Source organism: Lonsdalea populi (assembly GCF_015999465.1).
Lineage (GTDB): Bacteria > Pseudomonadota > Gammaproteobacteria > Enterobacterales > Enterobacteriaceae > Lonsdalea > Lonsdalea populi.
In genome coordinates this window covers 388,795-410,319 of the sequence record NZ_CP065534.1, presented here as the reverse complement: position 1 = coordinate 410,319, position 21,525 = coordinate 388,795, and the positions used below count along the sequence as shown (strand labels likewise).

Genomic DNA, 21,525 nt, shown 5'->3' with positions numbered 1-21,525 from the left:
CGCTTCAGCTAGCATAAACGAATTCATTGTCAAAAGGAATCGTCCCCACAGGCCGGTGCCAGAAGAGTGACGTATGTCAAAAAAATGAATACAACTACTTGCCGCCACGCAAAAGCAGGGATCGCAGATAAAAAAAGGCCAGGAATAGTCCCGGCCTTGTTAGTCAAACGCGGCGCTTATTTCAGCAAGGCTTTCGCTTTAGCGACCACGTTTTCGGTCGTGAAGCCAAACTCTTTGAACAGCAGCTCGGCTGGCGCAGACTCGCCGAAGGTGGTCATGCCGACAATCGCTCCGTTCAGGCCCACATACTTGTACCAGTAGTCGGCAATACCGGCTTCCACCGCCACGCGCGCGCTCACGGCGGCAGGCAATACGGATTCACGGTACGCGCCATCCTGCTTATCGAACGCGTCAGTAGAAGGCATGGAAACCACGCGCGCCTTCACGCCGTCGTTCGTCAGTTGCTGCCAGGCCGCCACGGCCAGCTCCACTTCAGAACCGGTCGCGATCAGGATCAGGTCGGGCTGACCGTCGCTGTCTTTCAGTACGTAAGCGCCTTTGGCGATATTCGCCAGTTGCTCAGCGGTGCGTTCCTGCTGCGCCAGGTTCTGACGAGACAGGATCAGCGCGGTAGGACCGTCTTGACGTTCAATTGCATATTTCCATGCCACAGCGGTCTCAACCTGATCGGCCGGACGCCAGGTGCTCAGGTTCGGCGTCACGCGCAGACTGGCCAGTTGTTCAACAGGCTGGTGAGTCGGGCCATCTTCACCCAGACCGATGGAATCATGGGTATAAACGTAGATGCTGCGCAGTTTCATCAGCGCCGCCATACGGACCGCGTTGCGAGCGTACTCCACGAACATCAGGAAGGTGGCGGTGTAAGGAATGAAACCGCCGTGCAGGCCGATCCCGTTGGCGATAGCGGTCATGCCGAACTCTCGCACGCCGTAGTGGATGTAGTTGCCCGCCGGATCTTCATTCAGCGGCTTGGAGCCAGACCACATGGTCAGGTTGCTTGGCGCCAAATCCGCTGAGCCGCCCAGGAATTCAGGCAGCAGTTTACCGTAGCTCTCCAGCGCATTCTGCGAAGCCTTACGGCTGGCGATGCTGGCTGGGTTGGCCTGCAGCTCTTCAACATACTTAGCGGAATCCGTCTGCCAGTTTGCCGGCAGTTCGCCGTCGACCCGACGACGGAATTCAGCGGCCAAATCCGGATAGGCGCTGGCGTATGCGTCGAACGCCTTGTTCCAGTCAGCCTCTTTGCGCTGTCCCGCATCGCGGGCATCCCACTCGGCGTAGATTTCTGCCGGGATTTCGAACGGACCGTAGCTCCAGCCGATGTTTTGACGGGTCGCGGCCACTTCGGCATCGCCCAGCGCCGCGCCGTGCACTTCATGCGTGCCCTGCTTGTTCGGTGAACCGAAGCCGATGACCGTTTTGCACATCAGCAGAGAGGGTTTGTCGGTCACCAACTGCGCTTGGCCAATAGCACGTTTGATCGCATCCGCATCGTGACCGTCGATACCGCGGATCACATGCCAGCCGTAGGCTTCGAAGCGCGCAGCCGTATCGTCGGTAAACCAACCGGTGATATGACCGTCGATGGAAATGCCGTTGTCATCGTAGAACGCCGTCAGTTTGCCGAGTTTCAGCGTCCCCGCCAGTGAACAGACCTCATGCGAGATCCCTTCCATCATGCAGCCATCGCCCAGGAACGTATAAGTGTGGTGATCGACGATGTTATGCCCGGGACGGTTGAACTGCGCCGCCAGCGTGCGCTCGGCGATAGCCATACCGACCGCATTCGCGATCCCCTGTCCCAGCGGACCCGTGGTCGTTTCGACGCCCGGCGTATAGCCGACTTCCGGGTGACCCGGCGTTTTCGAGTGCAGTTGACGGAAGTTCTTCAGCTCTTCCAGCGGCAGATCGTAGCCGGTCAGGTGCAGCAGGCTGTAAATCAGCATAGAGGCGTGGCCGTTGGACAGCACGAAGCGGTCGCGGTTGGCCCAGTGCGGGTTAGCAGGGTTATGATTGAGGTAGTCACGCCACAGGACTTCGGCGATATCGGCCATACCCATCGGTGCGCCCGGATGGCCAGATTTGGCCTTCTGCACACCATCCATGCTCAACGCACGGATAGCATTGGCAAGTTCTTTACGAGAGGACATGCTTTACTCCAGATCGGATTGAACAAGTGTCTTGCCGAACACACGATATATAAATCAAAACGTTAGCCCGAAAAGACCAAGAAGAGATAGTTTTAAATGTACATGAAATCCCGATTGAATGCACTGCTAACCGTATGTGCCGAGCGCCCTTGGAACGGGGGATTCACGCCGTCGCAGCCCCGCCGAAATTCGCCATTGCCCACCCATTAGGGATGCAGCGTACTATTTCCTGACAAATGTAATGTTATGCATTTATTCCTATTAATACCCTGTGCATTCCCTTACATTATCCCCGTTTTTGTTACGTCTTTAGTCAAGACGCGTAGTTTTACTTACAATCCTAGGGAGAAAAAGGATGAAATTACGAGTTTCACTATTAGCTATCGTCATGGCTACGTCATTGAGCGGCTGTAAGAGCATGGACGCAGCACAAATGCTGCAGTCCGGCACCCAGGCTTTCAAAGCCGCCTCTCTGAGTGATTCAGACGTTAAAACGCTGAGCGCGCAGTCTTGCCAGGAAATGGACAAAGAGGCGAGCATCGCCCCCGCCAACAGCAAGTACACCAAACGCCTGAACAAAATCGCCAACTCACTCGGTCACGATATCAACGGTACTCCGGCTAACTACAAAGTTTACCTGGCGAAAGACGTCAACGCCTGGGCGATGGCTAACGGCTGCCTCCGCGTATACAGCGGCCTGATGGACATGATGACCGATAATGAAGTCGAAGGCGTACTGGGCCACGAAATGGGCCACGTCGCGCTGGGCCATAGCCGTAAAGCCATGCAGGTCGCTTATGCGGCAGAAGCCGCACGTTCCGCTGCCGCGTCCGTGGGCGGCGTCGCCGCTACGCTGTCCAAGTCTCAGTTGGCCGATCTGGGCGAAGCGCTGGTCAACGCGCAGTTCTCACAGGCTCAGGAATCCCAGGCCGATGACTACTCCTTCGATCTGCTGACAAAACGTGGCGTCAACCGCGAAGGTCTGGCGACCAGCTTCGACAAACTGGCGAAGTTAGATGCAGGCCGTGACAGCAGCATGTTTGACTCCCACCCGGCGTCCAAAGAACGTGCTGAACATATCCGCAAGCGTATCGCCGAAAACAAATAATCGCTGACGCTTTTAAATAAAGGGCGCCTCGGCGCCCTTTTCATTTCAACTTCTGTCATCTCCGCGCATTTGGCCAGCCGAATACCTTCATCACATTTCTATTGATCCGGCCTGAACGCCGTGGTTGCCCGCACTGGGTTAATCCTCAGCGGACAATATCCTGACATCAACTCGCGGTGTGACGACGGCAGAAAACAATAAAGGCTGAGTTCACACTCAGCCTTCACGTATCGTGATGCCTCAGACGCGTTATTCGTCTTCGAGGTAGGTGTAACCATAAAGCCCGGTTTCGAACTCATGCAGGAACTGCGCCCGCAGCTCCGGCTGTAGCTGCGCCGCTTTCACCTGATCGCGGAAGCGAGACATCAGCACATCCGGATTCAATTGCACATACTCCAGCATATCCGCGACCGTATCACCTTCATCCGATTCCACAACGTCGACTTTGCCGTCTTCGCCGACGAAAACGTCCACGGTGGCCGTGTCGCCGAACAGGTTATGCATGTTGCCCAGAATTTCCTGATAGGCGCCCACCATAAAGAAGCCCAGCAGCGGCGGATCTTCCGGATTATACGGCGGCATCGGCATGGTCGTGGCAATACCGTCGCCATCAATATAATGGTCGATCGCGCCATCGGAATCGCAGGTAATATCCAGCAAGACCGCGCGACGTTCCGGCAGTTTATCCAGTCCTTCCAGCGGCAATACCGGGAACAGTTGGTCGATCCCCCACGCATCCGGCATAGACTGGAACAGCGAGAAGTTGACGTACAGCTTGTCCGCCATGCGCTCCTGCAGTTCATCGATGATCGGCCGGTGCGCGCGATTGCTGGGATCGAGCTGCTGCTGGATCCGCTGGCAAATGCTCAGATAAAGCTGTTCCGCCTTTGCCCGCTGCGTCAGATCCAGCATGCCGTGCGCATATTGCGTGTGGACATCGTACAGGTCCATCTGGCTGTCGTGCAGCCATTCGCGCAAGGAGCGACGATTGCCCGTTTGGGTGATTTCGTTCCAGGTCGACCACATGCTTTCCAGCGCGCGCGGCGCGTCTTCAACCGGCGCTTCCGGCTCGCTGAATTCGTTGCGCTCCACGCCGATGATGTTGGAGACAAGCACGGTATGGTGCGCGGTCAAGGCGCGGCCGGACTCGGTGATCACCATCGGATGCGGCAGGCCATGTTCGTTACAGGCGTCGCCGATCCCCCAGATCACGTTGTTGGCGTATTCGTTCAGGCCATAGTTCACGGAGCAGTCCGACTGCGAGCGCGTCCCTTCATAGTCCACGCCCAAACCGCCGCCCACGTCGAAGCACTGGATATTCACGCCCAGCTTGTGCAGTTCGACATAGAAGCGGGCCGATTCGCGCACGCCGGTGGCGATATCGCGGATATTCGCCAGCTGAGAGCCGAGATGGAAATGCAGCAATTGCAGGCTTTCCAGACGGTTGGCCTCGCGCAGCATTTCGACCAGTTGCAACACCTGTACGGCCGCCAGTCCGAATTTGGATTTTTCGCCGCCGCTGGACTGCCATTTGCCGGAGCCCTGAGAGGCCAGCCGAGCGCGCACGCCAAGGCGCGGCACCACGTTCAGGCGCTCCGCCTCTTCCAGCACGACTCGGATTTCCGACATTTTTTCAATCACCAGGTACACTTTGTGCCCCAGTTTTTCGCCAATCAGCGCCAGGCGAATATATTCGCGGTCTTTGTAACCGTTGCAGACGATGACGGTGCGGGTCATGCCGGCATGGCCAAGTACCGCCATCAGCTCCGCCTTGGAACCGGCTTCCAGTCCCAGCGGTTCGCCGGCGTTCACTAGCGACTCGATTACCCTGCGATGCTGGTTCACCTTGATCGGATAAACCAAAAAGTAGCGGCCTTCGTAGCCGAAAGATTCGCGCGCACGCTGGAACGCGCCGTTGATGGAGCGCAGGCGGTGCTTCAGAATTTGCGGGAAGCAGAACAGCGCGGGCAAACGACGATCTTCTTTGCCCTGACGCTCTTTCACCAAATGCGCCAAATCGACACGTGCTCCAGGCACGTCCGGATTGGGACAGACGGTAATATGCCCCAGCTCGTTGACGTCATAATAGTTATTGCCCCACCAGGCAATGTTGTAGGTGCGCAGCATCTCACTGGCATCGCGATCGCTCATAGCCACCTCCTGCATGGAGCGTACATTGTCGAGCTTACCCGCCGCTGACGAGCGTGGATGGATCATGTCGTCAGACATGGCAGTCCCCTTCTGTTATAGCAATATCGGCGATTATGGATGCTCCAGCATAGACAACCTGAAACACGCTTTCTGTCTGTACCAGTCATGATGCAGACCCCGGCAGACAGTAATATGCCGCCGTTTTGTGACTCTTTTCAGTGTAAAGCACGATGTCAGGCTCCGAGATCTGTTTGGGTAAAAATCAGGGGGAAACCATCATCAGAAGAACGCACGGCGCCCCTCTGCACAGGAATAAAAGACGGGTCAGCCAGCGCGGGAATCCTGCGTCGCACTGCGGGAAAGGCGAGGCCGGGCTGAAAGCGGAAAGCGGTAATATAAAGACGCCATAGCGTCGGCGGCGCGGCGAGCGCAACACACTGAAAAACAACGGGTCATTAATCCTATCACCTCCCAGCAGGCCGCAGGCTATGCGGTCTGGCCATCAATGGAAACGGCAAAAAGTAAGCCTATCACGGGTATCGAAACCGATCGCCGGTTATACCGATCCCACCGTCGAAAATCAAAATGTAATTCGTAACGATCCATTGAGTTGCGACGAACCGTGTTAGAGACCACCTGAGAGGATCGGGATCGGCGGGCAAAAACTACTGGCAATAAGACTAAAAACCGACCTAAAATAGCCGTCCAGATGTTAATCCGTCTATACCGATTAACCGATACACTGCTTAACGGCTTTGCTTTTACAAGGTAAAGAAACTCATGGCTAGACACCTATTTACATCCGAGTCTGTTTCCGAAGGACATCCTGACAAAATCGCCGACCAGATCTCTGACGCGGTTCTTGATGCGATTCTGGAACAGGATCCCAAAGCACGCGTCGCTTGCGAAACTTACGTCAAAACCGGAATGGTGTTAGTCGGTGGTGAAATTACGACCAGCGCCTGGGTAGATATTGAAGAGATTACACGTCGCACGGTGCGCGACATTGGCTACGTGAATTCCGATATGGGATTCGACGCCAACTCTTGCGCAGTGCTGAGCGCCATCGGCAAACAGTCTCCCGATATCAATCAGGGCGTTGACCGCACCGACCCGCTGGAGCAAGGCGCAGGCGACCAGGGCCTGATGTTTGGCTACGCGACCAACGAAACCGACGTGCTGATGCCCGCACCGATCACCTTCGCCCACCGTCTGGTACAGCGCCAGTCCGAAGTGCGTAAAAACGGCTCACTGCCGTGGCTGCGTCCGGACGCGAAAAGCCAGGTCACCTTCGCTTACGATAACGGCAAAATCGCCGGAATCGACGCCGTGGTGCTGTCCACTCAGCATTCTGAAGACATCAAACTAAAAGATCTGCAGGAAGCGGTGATGGAAGAGATCATCAAACCTGTGCTGCCTGCCGAGTGGCTGACCGCCGGAACCAAATACTTCATCAACCCTACCGGCCGTTTCGTTATCGGCGGCCCAATGGGCGACTGCGGCCTGACGGGCCGTAAGATCATCGTCGATACCTACGGCGGCGCAGCGCGTCACGGCGGCGGCGCGTTCTCCGGTAAGGATCCGTCTAAAGTCGACCGTTCTGCAGCCTATGCCGCACGTTATGTGGCGAAGAACATCGTGGCCGCTGGCCTGGCCGATCGTTGTGAAATTCAGGTTTCTTACGCCATCGGCGTGGCTGAGCCGACGTCTATCGCCGTCGAAACCTTCGGCACCGAGAAAATTGCCTCCGATCGACTGGCTGAACTGGTGCGCGAATACTTCGATCTGCGTCCGTACGGTCTGATTCAAATGCTGGATCTGCTACATCCCATCTATCAGGAAACCGCAGCTTACGGCCACTTCGGTCGCGAGCATTTCCCGTGGGAGAAAACCGACGTCGCTCCGAAACTGCGCGACGCCGCTGGCCTGTAATCTCCGTGTTTTCACCAAAGCCAGCCGGTCTGGCTTTGGTGTTTTTTGGGCTACCCGCTTTTCAGACACTTCCGCACTAACCCCTGTCGCGATTCTGACTACCTCTATTCACTCGTAACATCTTGATAAAACGCGATAAAGCTTGCGAATGCGCCGCTCTTCATTTTACTCGTCTTTTCTGTAATCGATTACAGCTCATCCCCTACCGCTTTTCGGATTGCCCAAATGCCGTTTTGTCATATATAGATAGCCAGCCAATATAAACCGTTGGCAACAAAATTGTAACCGTTTACACCTGTAGGGGACGGATCACACAACGCGATGTAGTGGCATTTTATGCTACGACATACCAGGGGTCAGGATTAACAAGTGAGGTTCTATGGTTGGGGCTAAAAATAACAACAGAGCATCCAATAAAACCATGACGTTTTTGGTCTGCTTTCTTGCCGCGCTGGCAGGGCTGCTGTTCGGTTTGGATATCGGGGTGATTGCCGGCGCGCTGCCGTTCATCACGCAAACGTTTCAAATGACGAGTCATCAGCAGGAGTGGGTTGTCAGCTCGATGATGTTCGGCGCGGCTATCGGCGCTATCGGCAGCGGCTGGCTTTCGTCTCATCTGGGCAGAAAAACCAGCCTAATGGTGGCTTCCGTCCTATTTGTCGTCGGCTCGCTGAGCTCGGCATTGGCGCCAAACGTCGATGTATTGATCTTCTCCCGCGTGATCCTGGGTCTCGCCGTCGGCGTGGCCTCTTATACGGCACCGCTGTATCTGTCCGAGATCGCGCCCGAGAAAATTCGCGGCAGCATGATCTCCATGTATCAGTTGATGATCACCATCGGCATTCTCGGCGCTTATCTGTCCGACACGGCGTTCAGCTATACCGGCTCCTGGCGCTGGATGCTGGGGGTTATCACCCTCCCTGCGGTACTTCTGTTTATCGGTGTGTTCTTCCTGCCGGGCAGCCCACGCTGGCTGGCGGCCAAAGGGCGCTTCAACGACGCCAGGCGGGTCCTGGACAGGCTGCGCGACTCGACCGAACAGGCGAAAAAAGAGCTGGATGAGATTCGAGAAAGCCTGCAAATCCAGCAGAGCGGCTGGGCGCTGTTTATCAGTAATGCCAACTTCCGCCGCGCGGTCTACCTCGGCATTCTGCTGCAGGTGATGCAACAGTTCACCGGCATGAACGTGATCATGTACTACGCGCCGAAGATCTTCGACATCGCCGGTTTCACCAGCACCGGGCAACAGATGTGGGGAACGGTGATCGTCGGGGCCGTCAACGTGCTGGCTACCTTCATCGCCATCGGTCTGGTTGACCGCTGGGGACGCAAGCCGACGCTGATTCTGGGCTTCGTGGTCATGGCCTTCGGTATGGGCGTGCTGGGAACGATGCTTCACGTCGGCATTACCTCCAGCGGCATGCAGTACGCCGCCATCATCATGCTGCTGATGTTTATTGTCGGGTTCGCCATGAGCGCCGGTCCGTTGATCTGGGTGCTGTGCTCCGAGATCCAGCCGCTGCGCGGCCGTGATTTCGGCATCACCGTCTCGACGACCACGAACTGGATAGCCAACATGATCGTCGGAGCCACCTTCCTGACCATGCTGAATACCTTGGGCAACGCCAACACCTTCTGGGTCTACGGCGGCCTCAACGTCTTGTTCATCGTGCTGACGCTGTGGCTGATCCCGGAAACCAAAAACGTCTCGCTGGAGCACATCGAACATAACCTGATGTCCGGCAAGCGTCTGCGTAGTATCGGCGAATAGTCCTCCCCCGCCGGGGCACGTTTACAACCGTGCCCCGGTCACCGTATGCTTGACGCCATGAAGACTGAACGCGTCCCTATCGCACTCCAACAGGCGGTGATGCGCTGCCTGCGGGAAAAGCTGGCGTTGGCCAATACCGCTCTCGACAGCGACTATCCCGAACCCACCATCACCTATAACCAGCACGGCGCCACCGCCGGAAGCGCCTGGCTGCAGGAGTGGGAAATCCGTATCAATCCCGTGCTGTTGCAGGAAAATCAGCAGGCATTTATCGATGAAGTCGTACCCCATGAGCTGGCGCACCTGCTGGTCTACGCACGCTTTGGTAAAGCGCCCCCGCACGGTAAAGCCTGGCGGTGGATGATGGAGCATATTCTGGCGGTGCCGGCTCAACGTACACATACTTTTGCCGTGACGTCCGTGCGAGGAAAAACCTATCTTTATCAGTGCGCCTGTCAGCAACACGAACTAACGGTGAGGCGTCACAACCGTATTCTACGCGGCGAAACCGAGTACCGCTGCCGCCGCTGCGGGACCCCTCTCAAGCGCGATGAAAAAGAGACGCGTTGATCTCAGATTCCAGTTTTTTCCGAGCGGGCGTAACGTTGCCTCACCGTAACGCTTCCGGTACTCTGCACGCTTTTCTGCCTAAGGCGCTTTGGAATATGCTTCGCAAAACTCTTGTTATCGCTACCGTAGGCTACGGCCTGATTACTTTTTCTGCGCTCAGCCAGGAAATCAATAATTTCACTCAGGCCAAAGCTGCCGCGGTGAAAATCAACCAAGACGCGCCGGGCAGCTTCTACTGCGGCTGCCGCATCACCTGGCAGGGCAAAAAAGGCATCCCCGACCTGCAGTCCTGCGGCTATGAAGTGCGTAAGAACGCCAACCGCGCCAACCGTATCGAGTGGGAACACGTCATGCCGGCCTGGCAGTTCGGCCACCAGCGCCAATGCTGGCAGAACGGCGGACGCAAGAACTGCGATCAGGATGAAGTCTACCTCAAGATGGAAACCGACCTGCATAACCTGGTGCCGGCCATCGGCGAGGTCAACGGCGACCGCGGCAATCTGATGTATAACCAGTGGAACGGCGGCGAGAAACAGTACGGCCAGTGCGAAATGAAAATCGACTTTAAAAACAAGATGGCTGAACCGCCCGAACGCGCTCGCGGACCGATTGCCCGCACCTATTTTTACATGCGGGACCGCTATCATCTGACGCTTTCCCGTCAGCAGACCCAGCTGTTTGAAACCTGGAACCGGCTGTATCCCGTGACGCCGTGGGAATGTACCCGCGACAATCGCATCGCTCAGGTGCAGGGCAATCACAACCCTTACGTGCAACAAGCTTGCCAGCAGTGATCCGGCTACCTACTATAGCTTAAGTCCTTAGCACCACCGCCCGTGGACGGTGGTGGGCTTCACCCGGGCGATCCGCCCATTTCGACAGACATGACGTAAAGGCCAGAACATCAATGCGAATACCGCGCATTTTCCATCCCGATACGCTATCGACAGGCGGCGGCGAAACCGACCTGAGCGCGGACGCCGCCAATCATATCGGCCGCGTACTGCGCATGAACCGCGGTCAGTCGCTACAGTTATTTGACGGCGGTAACTGCATTTTCGATGCGGAAATTCTGCTGGCCGACAAAAAACGGGTACAGGTACGCTACAACGCAGCGCAGCAGGAAGACCGAGAGTCTCCGCTGCACCTGCATCTCGGACAGGTGATTTCACGCGGTGAGAAAATGGAATTTACTATCCAGAAATCCATTGAGCTGGGCGTGAATGAAATTACGCCTCTTTTCTCAGAACGTTGCGGCGTCAAGCTGGATGGCGATCGTCTGGAGAAGAAGCTGTCCCAATGGCAAAAAATCGCCATCGGCGCCTGCGAACAGTGCGGTAGAAATCGCATTCCACTCATTCGTCCCCCCCTGTCGCTGGAAAGCTGGTGCGCAGAGCCGGACAATGGGTTAAAACTGAACCTGCATCCGCGGGCGACGCACAGCATCAACACGCTACCCACGCCGGTGCAGCGTGTCCGGCTACTGATTGGCCCGGAAGGCGGCCTTTCGTCCGATGAAATTGCGATGACGGCAGAACACGGCTTTACCGATATTCTGCTGGGGCCTCGCGTTCTGCGTACAGAAACCACAGCGCTCACCGCAATCACCGCATTGCAGGTTCGATTCGGCGATCTGGGGTAAAGGAGAAAGAGAATGATCAAACTCGGTATCGTGATGGACCCGATTGCAGCCATCAACATTAAAAAAGACACCAGCTTCGCCATGCTGTTGGAAGCGCAGCGTCGGGGCTGGGAGCTGCATTATATGGAGATGGACGATCTCTATCTGAACGCGGGCGAAGCGCGCGCCACCACGCGTCAACTGAGCGTCGAGCACAACTACGACGGCTGGTATCAGTTCGGCGACGCACAAGATATCGCCCTGCATGAGCTGGACGTGGTGCTGATGCGGAAAGATCCGCCGTTCGATACCGAGTTCATCTACGCCACCTATATCCTTGAGCGTGCAGAAGAAAAAGGCACCTTGATCGTCAACAAGCCGCAAAGCCTGCGCGACTGCAACGAAAAGCTGTTTACCGCCTGGTTCTCCGAACTGACGCCGGCGACGCTGGTCACTCGCCGCGCCGACAAACTGCGCGAGTTTCACCAGCAGCATAAAGACGTGATCCTCAAGCCGCTGGACGGCATGGGCGGCGCTTCCATCTTCCGCCTGAAACAGGATGACGCCAACGTGTCGGTCATCATCGAAACGCTCACCGAATACGGTAGCCGCTACTGCATGGCGCAAAACTATCTGCCCGCCATCAAAGACGGCGACAAACGCGTGCTGGTGGTGGACGGAGAACCGGTTCCTTACTGCCTGGCCCGTATCCCGCAAGGGGGAGAAACACGCGGCAATCTGGCCGCCGGTGGCCGGGGAGAAGCGCGTCCGCTGAGCGAAAGCGACTGGCGGATCGCCCGTACTATCGCTCCGATCTTGAAAAAGAAAGGACTGATTTTCGTCGGTCTGGATATCATCGGCGAGCGTCTGACCGAAATTAACGTCACCAGCCCGACCTGTGTACGCGAAATCGAAGCGGCGTTCCCTGATGTTTCTATTACCGGCATGCTGATGGACGCCATCGAACGGCGACTGTCCGAGCGCTAATGACTACTCTTCGACGGCCTGGATGCGATCCCCGGTCAACCATGCACATCTGCCGGGTTCGTCGGCTGGCGGCGAATCGAAACAACGACAGAAAAACGATAAGAACAGACTATGAATTTACAGCATCACTTTCTTATCGCGATGCCTGCACTGCAGGATCCGGTATTTAAACGGTCCGTGGTATACGTCTGCGAACACGGCGAAGACGGTGCGATGGGGTTGATCATCAATAAACCGATAGAAAAGTTCACCGTCGACGATATCTTGAAAAAACTGAAAATCACGCCGCCGGAGTCAAAATCCGATATCCGGCTGGATAAGCCCGTTTTTTCCGGCGGTCCGCTGGCGGATGACCGCGGCTTCATTCTGCACACCCCGCAGGCGGGCTTCGCCTCCAGTATCTCCGTGTCGCCCGATACCATGATTACCACGTCCAAGGACGTACTGGAGACGATGGGTACGATAGACCAACCCAACAACACGCTGGTCGCGCTCGGCTATACGGCCTGGGAGGGCGGACAGCTTGAGAGCGAGCTGCTGGACAACTCGTGGCTGACCGTCAAAGCCGATCGGGACATCCTGTTCCACACTCCGATTGCGGACCGCTGGCGCGTCGCGGCGAAAAAACTTGGGGTGGATATTCATATGATCGCCAGCGATGCGGGACACGCCTGATGAGTCACCGCACCATCATGGCGTTCGACTTCGGTACCCGCAGCATCGGCGTCGCCATCGGTCAGGATCTGACACGCACCGCCCGCCCGCTTCAGGCATTCAAAGCGCAGGACGGTACGCCGGACTGGCAAAAGGTCGAAAAGTTATTACGGGAATGGCAGCCCGAGCTGGTGATCGTCGGCCTGCCGCTGAACATGGACGGCACGGAACAGCCGCTGACGGCTCGGGCGAGGAAATTTTCTCAGCGTCTTCACGGCCGCTTCGGCGTGGCGGTGGAGCTGCATGACGAACGTCTAAGCACGGTGGAAGCACGCTCAGGCCTGTTCGCTCAGGGCGGTTTCCGGGCTCTGGATAAAGGCAGCGTTGACTCCGCCTCGGCGGTCGTTATTCTTGAAAGCTGGTTCGAGCAGCATTAGCGTTATCTTGCAGCCGGAGCTGACGGCGGGATAACGCCAGATCGGGCATATCGCTAAAAAGAAATGTGGCGCGCCTTTCGACCGCGCCACAGTTATATTTGTCTGAAGACATCACTCGTTAATCGTCGGGGTATTCGCGCAGGAAGCGCTCGACGTCGTTCACCATCGACTCCGTACCGACAAAGAACGGCGCGCGTTCATGCAGCTTCTGCGGCTGGATATCCAAAATACGACGGTGTCCGTCGCTGGCTTTGCCGCCCGCCTGCTCCGCCAGCAGCGCCATCGGGTTGCATTCGTACAGCAGACGCAGCTTGCCCTGCGGATAACTGGCCGTACTCGGGTAGAGATAGATCCCCCCTTTCAGCAAGTTGCGGTGGAAGTCCGCCACCAAAGAACCGATGTAGCGCGACGTATATGGCCGCATCGTGGCCTCATCCTGCTCCTGACAATACTTGATGTACTTTTTCACGCCCTGCGGGAACTTGATATAGTTGCCTTCGTTGATGGAGTAGGTGTTTCCCATTTCGGGGAAGCGGACTCGCTCATGCGACAGGCAGAAAACGCCCAGTGAGGGATCGTAGGTGAAGGCATGAACCCCGTGACCGGTAGAATAGACCAGCATGGTCGAGGAGCCGTAAACAATGTAACCAGCGGCGACCTGTTTGCTGCCGGGCTGCAGGAAATCGGCTTCGGTTACCGAAGAGCCCAGTGGAGTAATACGTCGGTAGATAGAAAAAATGGTGCCGACTGAAACATTTACATCGATGTTGGAGGAGCCGTCCAGCGGGTCCATCAACACGACATACTTTGCATTTTCGGACCGCTCTCCTTCGAAGATGACGATTTCGTCCTCTTCTTCGGAAGCGATGCCAGCGACTTCACCACGCGCTTTGAGCGCCGCCTTCAACTTTTCATTAGCGTACAGATCTAATTTCATCTGTACTTCGCCCTGCACATTGGAAACCCCGCTGGTGCCTAAAATATCCACCAGACCCGCTTTGTTGATGTCGCGGTGAATGATTTTCGCGCCCAGCTTGATTGCAGACAGCAACGCGGTGAGTTCACCCGTGGCATGTGAGAAATCGTGCTGTTTTTCGACGATGAATTCGCCTAACGTTTTCATAACACTATTCCATAGTCAGCAGATGAAAAGCGGTCTAATTATGTACCGCCAACGTTTGCGTTTGCAGTGTAGCCCAAAGAGAAAGCCAGCACATAGTCAAATCCATTTCTTGAGAACTATCCGTAGCGTTAGAATAAGACAGACTTTTGTAGATAGTTGGGAAACGTATGCGCATTCATATATTAGGTATCTGCGGCACCTTCATGGGAGGGATCGCGCTGCTGGCCCGCTCGCTGGGACATCAGGTGACTGGCTCAGATGCCAACGTCTATCCCCCCATGAGCACGCTACTGGAAGAACAGGGGATCACCCTGATTGAGGGATACGATCCTTCGCAGCTGGAGCCTCAGCCGGACCTGGTTATCATCGGCAATGCAATGTCCCGCGGCAATCCCTGCGTTGAAGCCGTTCTTGAGCGGAACATGCCTTATGCCTCCGGGCCGCAATGGTTGCACGATTACGTGCTGCGTGAGCGCTGGGTCATCGCCGTCGCGGGAACCCACGGCAAGACCACGACCGCCGGAATGGTGACCTGGATATTGGAAGCCTGCGGCTATAACCCTGGCTTCGTCATCGGCGGCGTCCCCGGCAACTTCGACGTCTCGGCGAGATTAGGCCATAGCCCGTTTTTCGTTGTGGAAGCCGACGAATATGATTGCGCCTTCTTCGACAAACGCTCCAAGTTCGTTCACTACTGTCCCCGCACCCTGATTCTGAATAACCTCGAATTCGATCACGCCGATATCTTTGACGATCTGAAAGCGATCCAAAAACAGTTCCACCATCTGGTGCGGCTGGTGCCGGGCACCGGGCGGATCCTCGTCCCCAGCAACGATCATTCTCTCAAGCAGGTGATGGCGATGGGATGCTGGAGCGAACAGGAACTGGTCGGTGACGACGGCATCTGGAAAGCGAAAAAGAGCGTGCCGGACTCCAGCATTTTTCAGGTTTATCTGAACGACGAATTGGTCGGTGAAGTCGAATGGACCCTGGTTGGCGAACACAACATGCATAATGGCCTGATGGCGATCGCCGCCGCCCGCCATGTCGGCGTTCCTCCGGCCGAAGCCTGCCGCGCGCTCGGCGGCTTCATCAATGCGCGTCGTCGCCTTGAACAACGCGGCACCGCGAATGGCATCACCGTTTACGATGATTTCGCGCATCACCCGACGGCGATCCTGGCGACGCTGGCTGCTCTGCGCAGCAAAGTCGGCGGCACGGCAAGAATTCTGGCAGTACTGGAGCCCCGCTCCAATACCATGAAGCTGGGACATTGCAAAACCGAGTTAGCGCCTTCCCTGGGACGCGCGGATGAAGTGTTCCTGTTCCAGCCGCAGCATATTTCTTGGCAGGTCGCAGAAGTGGCGGAAGCCTGCGTGCAGCCAACGCACTGGAGTGCGGATATTGATACGCTGGTCGATATGATCGCTAAAACCGCGCAGCCCGGCGACCACGTGCTGGTTATGAGCAATGGCGGCTTCGGCAATATTCATGAAAAACTGCTGGAAACGTTCCAGAAACAGGAACAGGCAAAAAGCTGATGGGCTGACCGCTGACGGGTCGATCCTCTCCTCGCTTCGAGCGAAGGAGCTGCCGGTCAGCACAAAAAAGGACGGGAATATCCCGTCCTTTCGTCGTTCTGAACACCCGGTGATATCAGGCGTCGAACGGGTCACGCAAAACGATGGTCTCTTCGCGATCCGGACCCGTGGAGATGATATCTACCGGCACGCCAGTCACTTCTTCTACACGTTTGATATAGTCCAGCGCCGCCTTAGGCAGGCCTGCACGATCTTTTACGCCAAAGGTAGACTCGGACCAGCCCGGCAGCGATTCGTAAATCGGCTCGATGCCATCCCAGCCTTCGGCCGCCAACGGCGTGACGTCAACTTCACGACCATCCGGCAGACGGTAGCCTACGCAGATCTTCACTTCTTTCAGCCCATCCAGCACGTCCAGCTTGGTCATGCAGAAGCCAGACAAGGAGTTGATCTGCACCGCGCGACGCACGGCAACCGCATCCAGCCAGCCGGTGCGACGGCGACGACCGGTAGTCGCACCGAACTCGTTGCCCTTCTCACACAGGAAATCACCGACGTCATCAAACAGCTCGGTCGGGAACGGACCGGCACCCACACGGGTGGAGTATGCCTTGACGATGCCGAGGACGTAGTCAACGTAGCGCGGACCCAGGCCGGAGCCGGTCGCCACGCCACCTGCGGTGGTATTGGAAGAGGTAACATACGGGTAGGTGCCGTGGTCGATATCCAGCAGCGTCCCCTGCGCCCCTTCAAACATCACCAAATCGCCACGTCGGCGGGCTTTATCCAGCAGATCGGAAACGTCCACGACCAGAGAAGTCAGGATGTCGGCCATTGCCAGCACGTCGTCCAGCGTCTTCTGGTAGTCAACGGGGTCGACCTTGTAGTAGTGCACCAGTTGGAAGTTGTGATAGTCGATAATTTCTTTCAGTTTGACGGCGAATCTTTCTTTATCAAACAGATCGCCTACGCGCAGGCCGCGACGGGCCACTTTATCTTCGTAGGCAGGACCGATGCCGCGACCGGTCGTACCGATGGCTTTGGCGCCGAGCGCTTTCTCGCGGGCGTTATCCAGAGCAACGTGATACGGCAGTATCAACGGGCACGCTTCGGACAGTAGCAAACGCTCGCGTACTGGCACGCCGCGCGCTTCAAGTTCCGTCATTTCTTTCATGAAGGCATCAGGCGCCAGCACCACACCGTTACCGATGATGCTCACCACGTTTTCGCGCAGAATGCCTGAAGGGATCAAATGGAGAACGGTCTTTTCACCGTTAATAACCAGAGTGTGGCCAGCATTGTGGCCACCTTGATAGCGCACCACATATTTAGCGCGTTCAGTCAGCAGGTCGACGACCTTGCCTTTACCTTCGTCACCCCATTGGGTGCCCAGTACGACAACGTTCTTGCCCATCTCACAATCACCAGTGTTGCTTAAAAAAGGATTCTAACATCTCATTTGTATGCTTTCAGTACTTTTAGCATACGTTTGCGCAGAAATTGGTCGTCGAATTTAGCCTTCCATGCGGCTACGCAACATGTAGTAGATCACAAGACCTGCGACCACTATTCCGCCCCCGAAACGACGCAAAACCGCGTCCGGTAATTGCGCGATACCAAGGATCATCCGTCGCCAAATGCGGGGAAACAACAGAGGCCCCAGCCCTTCAAAAATTAGCACCAACCCCAAGGCCAGCCAGACGGAAACACTCATAGAAACTCCAGACATAAAAAAGCCCGCGTCAGGCGCTGGCCGTGCGGCAGGAAAACTGCCACAGACAACACACAACGCGGGCTGCGTATTCGCCAACGGGCGGATCGTAAATTAGCGTGCCGGCACCGTCTTCTCAGGTGACTTCATGTAGCGGAAGAAGTCGCTGTCCGGGCTTAATACCAGAACGTCCTGATTACCGCTGCTAAAGCTGTTTTCATAGGCCCGCAGACTACGGATAAAGGCATAGAAGTCCGGATCCTGACTAAATGCGTTGGCAAATAGTTTCGCAGACTCGGCATCGCCTTCACCGCGCGTCATACGACCTTCGCGCTCGGCTTCCGCCAGGGTACGCGTCACTTCATAATCCGCGGTGGCTTTCAGCTTCTCCGCCTGTTCCTGACCCTGTGAACGATGACGACGAGCAACGGCTTCACGTTCGGCGCGCATACGTTGGTAGATGGCATCCGACACTTCCGTCGGAAGGTTGATCTGCTTGATACGCACGTCGATCACCTGGATCCCTAAAGCGGCCATACTGTTCGGATTCACCTGCGGCAATTCGCCGCTGGTTTCCTGCTCGACGCGCGCGGCGGCGGAGGCGATGGCGCTATCGGCTTCGGTGGTCTCACCGGTTCCGGTATTCAACGCATCGCGCACGTCCATCATCAGTTGACCACGGGAGTCCGTCACAATGCCTTTCACATCCTGACGGCCGATTTCGGAACGCAAACGGTCGTTGAATTTACGTTTCAACAGCACTTCGGCCTGGGAGACGTCGCCACCGCCGGTCGCCAGATAGTAACGGCTGAAATCGCTGATACGCCATTTGATGTAAGAGTCGACAATCAGGTCTTTCTGCTCTTTGGTGATAAAGCGATCGGCCTGGTTTTCCATGGTCTGAATACGGGCGTCCAGCGTTTTCACCGACTCAAGGACTGGGATCTTGACGTGCAGACCCGGCTCATAAATAAGCGGTTTGTTCTTATCATCGCGCAGAACTTTGCCGAAGCGCATGACGATCCCGCGCTGACCTTCCTGTACGACGAACAGTGACGCGTAGATCACCAGAAGCACCAGGATCAGAATAAATAGTACTGACTTACGCATTGATTATTCTCTCCCTACTCGAGTGATCTCATCCCGCTGGGCGTTGGCCCGGCGCTGATCCATGATGTTGCCGTTGATGCTGCTGCGCGAAGAATTATAGGTGCTGCTCGAACCGTTGTTAGACGAGGTCGAGGAATTACGCAGCGGAGCAACCGCGTTGCTCGCATTGCCGCCCGTACCCGTAGTGTTCTGACGCAGCATCTGTTCCAACGGCAGCACCATCAGGTTGCCGCCTTTATCGTTCACCAACACTTTGCGGGTGCTGCTCAACACACGTTCCATGGTTTCGATGTAGAGACGTTCACGAGTGATTTCCGGCGCAGCCTTGTACTCCGGCAACACGCGAGCAAAACGAGCCACTTCACCTTGCGCTTCGAGAACGGTACGCGTTTTGTAGGCGCGAGCCTCTTCGAGAATACGCTGCGCCTGACCGTTCGCACGCGGCTGAACTTCATTGGCGTAGGCTTCAGCTTCACGGATGTACTGCTGCTCGTTCTCACGCGCGGCAATCGCATCGTCAAAGGCGGCCTTCACCTCTTCTGGCGGACGCGCCGCCTGGAAGTTGACGTCCAGCAGCGTTATCCCCATGTTGTAGGGGCGAACGGTTTCCTCCAGCACGCGCTGGGTATCGGTACGCACGATGGTACGACCTTCGGTCAGGATTTTGTCCATCGTGTATTTGCCGACCACACCGCGCAGCGCGCTGTCCGTCGCCTGACGCAGACTGTCATCCGCGTTGGTGACGCTGAATAAATACTGCTCCGGCTGTGTGACACGGTACTGAACGTTCATCTCGACGCGAATCACGTTCTCGTCCGACGTCAGCATGACGCCAGACGTCGCCAGTTCACGAACAGATTCGACGTTGACCGCTCTGACGTCATCGATAAAAGTGGGTTTCCAATTCAGGCCAGGGCTGACCAGATGGCTGAATTTGCCGAAACGGGTGACAACGCCACGCTCAGCTTCTTTGATGGTATAAAAACCGCTCGCCGCCCAGATAACGACGGCGATGGCGACCACCACGCCCAAAATACGTCCGCCGGAGCCGAAACCGCTGCCGCCGGAACCTGATTTTTTCCCACCGCCCAGCTCACCGAGTTTTTTGCTCAGTTTGCGGAAGATGTCGTCAAGATCCGGTGGTCCCTGATCTCGGCCACCTTTGTTATTTCCGCCAGAGTTGCCGCTATTTTTATTGCTGCTCCCCCACGGGTCGCGGTCCTGTCCGTTATTACCGGGCTGATTCCACGCCATGTTTTAGCTCCATTCATTATGATAGGTGTTCTTCGGGGTCAATGTCCCAGAGTTCATCAGACTATACTTCAACGATATAATCTTCTAATTGCTGCTCCTGCTTACAGAGACGACGCCAGTCGACGATAGGCATTCTGATTACCAAACCAACGCTGCCATCTTCTTCTATCCATTCTTTTTCTATTGCCTGAAGCTGGTAAAAACGGCTGCGCAAACGCCCCTCCTGCGGGGGGAGCTGCAAGGAGAACTGTGCGATCTCCCCAGACAACCGTTCGGTCAATGCCTGGAACAGCAGAGATATTCCTTCGCCGGTTTGCGCCGACAGCCAGACTCTGACCGGTTGATGCTCTGCATTGCGATCGATGCGCGGGGCGAAATCGTCCAGCGCATCAATTTTATTCATCACGAGCAGCGTTGGAATCTCGTCGGCTTCGATTTCCGTCAGCACCTCGTTAACCGCATTAATATTCTCGTCCCTGCGGGGATCGGCCGCATCAACGATGTGCAGCAACAGCGACGCCTGGCGGGTTTCCTGCAACGTAGCTTTAAACGCCGCAACCAGATCGTGAGGCAGTTCGCGAATAAAGCCAACGGTGTCCGCCAGCACCGTGTCGCCCACGTCAGCCACATCGATCCGGCGAAGCGTGGGATCCAGCGTCGCGAACAGCTGGTCGGCAGCATACACATCCGCGGCTGTCATTTGATTAAACAACGTGGATTTACCTGCGTTGGTATACCCCACCAGCGATACCGTAGGCACATCCGCACGGGTACGGGCGCGTCTTCCCTGTTCACGCTGTTTCTCAACGCGAGCAAGGCGCGACAAAATAAGACTAATGCGGTTACGCAACAGACGACGGTCGGTTTCAAGCTGAGTTTCACCGGGACCTCGCAGCCCTATCCCGCCCTTCTGGCGTTCAAGGTGCGTCCAGCCGCGTACCAGACGCGTAGCCAGATGGCGCAACTGCGCCAGCTCAACCTGCAGTTTCCCTTCATGGGTGCGGGCGCGCTGGGCGAAAATATCAAGAATCAATCCGGTCCGGTCAATGACCCGGCATTCGCACAAACGCTCAAGATTACGTTCCTGTGCGGGTGATAAAGCGTGATTGAACAGCACGACGAAAGCATCGGTTTCTTTCACCGCCTTGGCGATCTCTTCTGCTTTACCCTCGCCGACAAAATACTTGGGGTGAGGTGCTTTACGACTACCGGTAATTACCTGTAGTGATTCGATTCCGGCAGAAGACACTAGAGATTCGAATTCCAGCAAATCTTCAGCATCTTTCTCTTGGGAAAAGTGAATATGAACTAGTATGGCCCGTTCACCGGCTTCATAACGGTCAAACAACCGAACAACCTCTCAAACAAACGAATGCAGCCACGA

The 21,525-nt window shown here is 56.2% G+C and carries 18 protein-coding genes; 10 read left to right on the top strand and 8 right to left on the bottom strand.

Translation table 11 applies throughout. The annotated features are described in order from the left end of the window. Nucleotides 1-176 precede the first annotated feature (176 nt). The gene (tkt, locus tag I6N93_RS01970) at nt 177-2,171 is read right to left on the bottom strand and encodes a transketolase (RefSeq protein WP_085687998.1); all 1,995 of its coding nucleotides are present in this window, start codon (nt 2,169-2,171) and stop codon (nt 177-179) included. A 355-nt stretch (nt 2,172-2,526) separates the two neighbouring features. Here tkt and loiP point away from each other — a divergent pair, with 355 nt between their 5' ends. After that, nucleotides 2,527-3,279 (top strand): metalloprotease LoiP, encoded by a 753-nt coding sequence (gene loiP, locus I6N93_RS01965; protein WP_085687996.1) that lies wholly within the window; start codon nt 2,527-2,529, stop codon nt 3,277-3,279. 249 nt (nt 3,280-3,528) lie between these two features. Here the strand turns inward: loiP and speA are convergent, their stop codons facing one another. Beyond that, nucleotides 3,529-5,508: a biosynthetic arginine decarboxylase gene (gene speA / locus I6N93_RS01960; RefSeq protein ID WP_085687994.1), complete on the bottom strand. Its 1,980-nt coding sequence runs from the start codon at nt 5,506-5,508 to the stop codon at nt 3,529-3,531. Nucleotides 5,509-6,210: 702 nt separating this feature from the next. Here speA and metK point away from each other — a divergent pair. The 8 genes from metK (at nt 6,211) to ruvX (ending at nt 13,402) form a co-directional block, all read left to right on the top strand. Beyond that, a complete protein-coding gene (gene metK, locus I6N93_RS01955; RefSeq protein ID WP_085687992.1) occupies nt 6,211-7,362 on the top strand; it encodes a methionine adenosyltransferase in 1,152 nt (383 codons plus the stop codon). A 379-nt stretch (nt 7,363-7,741) separates the two neighbouring features. After that, nucleotides 7,742-9,133, top strand: a complete 1,392-nt coding sequence (locus I6N93_RS01950; protein WP_085687990.1) for a sugar porter family MFS transporter — start codon at nt 7,742-7,744, stop codon at nt 9,131-9,133. 57 nt (nt 9,134-9,190) lie between these two features. After that, on the top strand, nt 9,191-9,703 hold the full coding sequence (locus tag I6N93_RS01945) for a SprT family zinc-dependent metalloprotease (protein ID WP_085688019.1): 513 nt from the start codon (nt 9,191-9,193) through the stop codon (nt 9,701-9,703). A 95-nt stretch (nt 9,704-9,798) separates the two neighbouring features. After that, nucleotides 9,799-10,497, top strand: a complete 699-nt coding sequence (endA, locus tag I6N93_RS01940; protein WP_085687988.1) for a deoxyribonuclease I — start codon at nt 9,799-9,801, stop codon at nt 10,495-10,497. Nucleotides 10,498-10,610: 113 nt separating this feature from the next. Beyond that, nucleotides 10,611-11,345, top strand: coding sequence for a 16S rRNA (uracil(1498)-N(3))-methyltransferase (rsmE, locus tag I6N93_RS01935; RefSeq protein ID WP_085687986.1), 735 nt, complete (start codon nt 10,611-10,613; stop codon nt 11,343-11,345). A gap of 12 nt (nt 11,346-11,357) precedes the next feature. Beyond that, nucleotides 11,358-12,311 carry a glutathione synthase gene (gene gshB, locus I6N93_RS01930; protein ID WP_085687984.1) on the top strand — a complete coding sequence of 318 codons (954 nt, stop codon included), beginning with the start codon at nt 11,358-11,360 and terminating at the stop codon, nt 12,309-12,311. A 111-nt stretch (nt 12,312-12,422) separates the two neighbouring features. Beyond that, a complete protein-coding gene (locus tag I6N93_RS01925; protein ID WP_085687982.1) occupies nt 12,423-12,986 on the top strand; it encodes a YqgE/AlgH family protein in 564 nt (187 codons plus the stop codon). Further along, a complete protein-coding gene (gene ruvX / locus I6N93_RS01920) occupies nt 12,986-13,402 on the top strand; it encodes a Holliday junction resolvase RuvX (RefSeq protein ID WP_085651263.1) in 417 nt (138 codons plus the stop codon). Before I6N93_RS01925 ends, ruvX begins: the two co-directional genes overlap by 1 nt. A 118-nt stretch (nt 13,403-13,520) precedes the next feature. On the opposite strand, the gene fbp is transcribed toward ruvX, so the two are convergent. Next, complete coding sequence (gene fbp / locus I6N93_RS01915; protein WP_085687980.1) at nt 13,521-14,525, bottom strand: class 1 fructose-bisphosphatase; 1,005 nt, start codon at nt 14,523-14,525, stop codon at nt 13,521-13,523. 167 nt (nt 14,526-14,692) lie between these two features. Between fbp and mpl the strand changes: the two genes are divergently transcribed. Next, nucleotides 14,693-16,066: a UDP-N-acetylmuramate:L-alanyl-gamma-D-glutamyl-meso-diaminopimelate ligase gene (gene mpl, locus I6N93_RS01910; protein ID WP_085687978.1), complete on the top strand. Its 1,374-nt coding sequence runs from the start codon at nt 14,693-14,695 to the stop codon at nt 16,064-16,066. A 115-nt stretch (nt 16,067-16,181) separates the two neighbouring features. Here the strand turns inward: mpl and I6N93_RS01905 are convergent, their stop codons facing one another. The 5 genes from I6N93_RS01905 to hflX form a co-directional block, all read right to left on the bottom strand. Further along, a complete protein-coding gene (locus I6N93_RS01905; protein ID WP_085687976.1) occupies nt 16,182-17,480 on the bottom strand; it encodes an adenylosuccinate synthase in 1,299 nt (432 codons plus the stop codon). A 99-nt stretch (nt 17,481-17,579) separates the two neighbouring features. Next, a complete protein-coding gene (locus I6N93_RS01900) occupies nt 17,580-17,780 on the bottom strand; it encodes a DUF2065 domain-containing protein (RefSeq protein ID WP_026739009.1) in 201 nt (66 codons plus the stop codon). A gap of 111 nt (nt 17,781-17,891) precedes the next feature. After that, complete coding sequence (hflC, locus tag I6N93_RS01895) at nt 17,892-18,887, bottom strand: protease modulator HflC (RefSeq protein WP_085687974.1); 996 nt, start codon at nt 18,885-18,887, stop codon at nt 17,892-17,894. A 3-nt stretch (nt 18,888-18,890) separates the two neighbouring features. Further along, nucleotides 18,891-20,141, bottom strand: a complete 1,251-nt coding sequence (hflK, locus tag I6N93_RS01890; protein WP_085687972.1) for an FtsH protease activity modulator HflK — start codon at nt 20,139-20,141, stop codon at nt 18,891-18,893. Between the two features lie 61 nt (nt 20,142-20,202). Beyond that, a complete protein-coding gene (gene hflX / locus I6N93_RS01885) occupies nt 20,203-21,489 on the bottom strand; it encodes a ribosome rescue GTPase HflX (RefSeq protein WP_085687970.1) in 1,287 nt (428 codons plus the stop codon). Nucleotides 21,490-21,525: the final 36 nt, after the last annotated feature.

Coding starts and splice junctions, on each gene's coding strand:
- tkt (WP_085687998.1), bottom strand. CDS start 2,171: ATGTCCTCTCGTAAAGAACTTGCCAATGCTATCCGTGCGTTGAGCATG.
- loiP (WP_085687996.1), top strand. CDS start 2,527: ATGAAATTACGAGTTTCACTATTAGCTATCGTCATGGCTACGTCATTG.
- speA (WP_085687994.1), bottom strand. CDS start 5,508: ATGTCTGACGACATGATCCATCCACGCTCGTCAGCGGCGGGTAAGCTC.
- metK (WP_085687992.1), top strand. CDS start 6,211: ATGGCTAGACACCTATTTACATCCGAGTCTGTTTCCGAAGGACATCCT.
- I6N93_RS01950 (WP_085687990.1), top strand. CDS start 7,742: ATGGTTGGGGCTAAAAATAACAACAGAGCATCCAATAAAACCATGACG.
- I6N93_RS01945 (WP_085688019.1), top strand. CDS start 9,191: ATGAAGACTGAACGCGTCCCTATCGCACTCCAACAGGCGGTGATGCGC.
- endA (WP_085687988.1), top strand. CDS start 9,799: ATGCTTCGCAAAACTCTTGTTATCGCTACCGTAGGCTACGGCCTGATT.
- rsmE (WP_085687986.1), top strand. CDS start 10,611: ATGCGAATACCGCGCATTTTCCATCCCGATACGCTATCGACAGGCGGC.
- gshB (WP_085687984.1), top strand. CDS start 11,358: ATGATCAAACTCGGTATCGTGATGGACCCGATTGCAGCCATCAACATT.
- I6N93_RS01925 (WP_085687982.1), top strand. CDS start 12,423: ATGAATTTACAGCATCACTTTCTTATCGCGATGCCTGCACTGCAGGAT.
- ruvX (WP_085651263.1), top strand. CDS start 12,986: ATGAGTCACCGCACCATCATGGCGTTCGACTTCGGTACCCGCAGCATC.
- fbp (WP_085687980.1), bottom strand. CDS start 14,525: ATGAAAACGTTAGGCGAATTCATCGTCGAAAAACAGCACGATTTCTCA.
- mpl (WP_085687978.1), top strand. CDS start 14,693: ATGCGCATTCATATATTAGGTATCTGCGGCACCTTCATGGGAGGGATC.
- I6N93_RS01905 (WP_085687976.1), bottom strand. CDS start 17,480: ATGGGCAAGAACGTTGTCGTACTGGGCACCCAATGGGGTGACGAAGGT.
- I6N93_RS01900 (WP_026739009.1), bottom strand. CDS start 17,780: ATGAGTGTTTCCGTCTGGCTGGCCTTGGGGTTGGTGCTAATTTTTGAA.
- hflC (WP_085687974.1), bottom strand. CDS start 18,887: ATGCGTAAGTCAGTACTATTTATTCTGATCCTGGTGCTTCTGGTGATC.
- hflK (WP_085687972.1), bottom strand. CDS start 20,141: ATGGCGTGGAATCAGCCCGGTAATAACGGACAGGACCGCGACCCGTGG.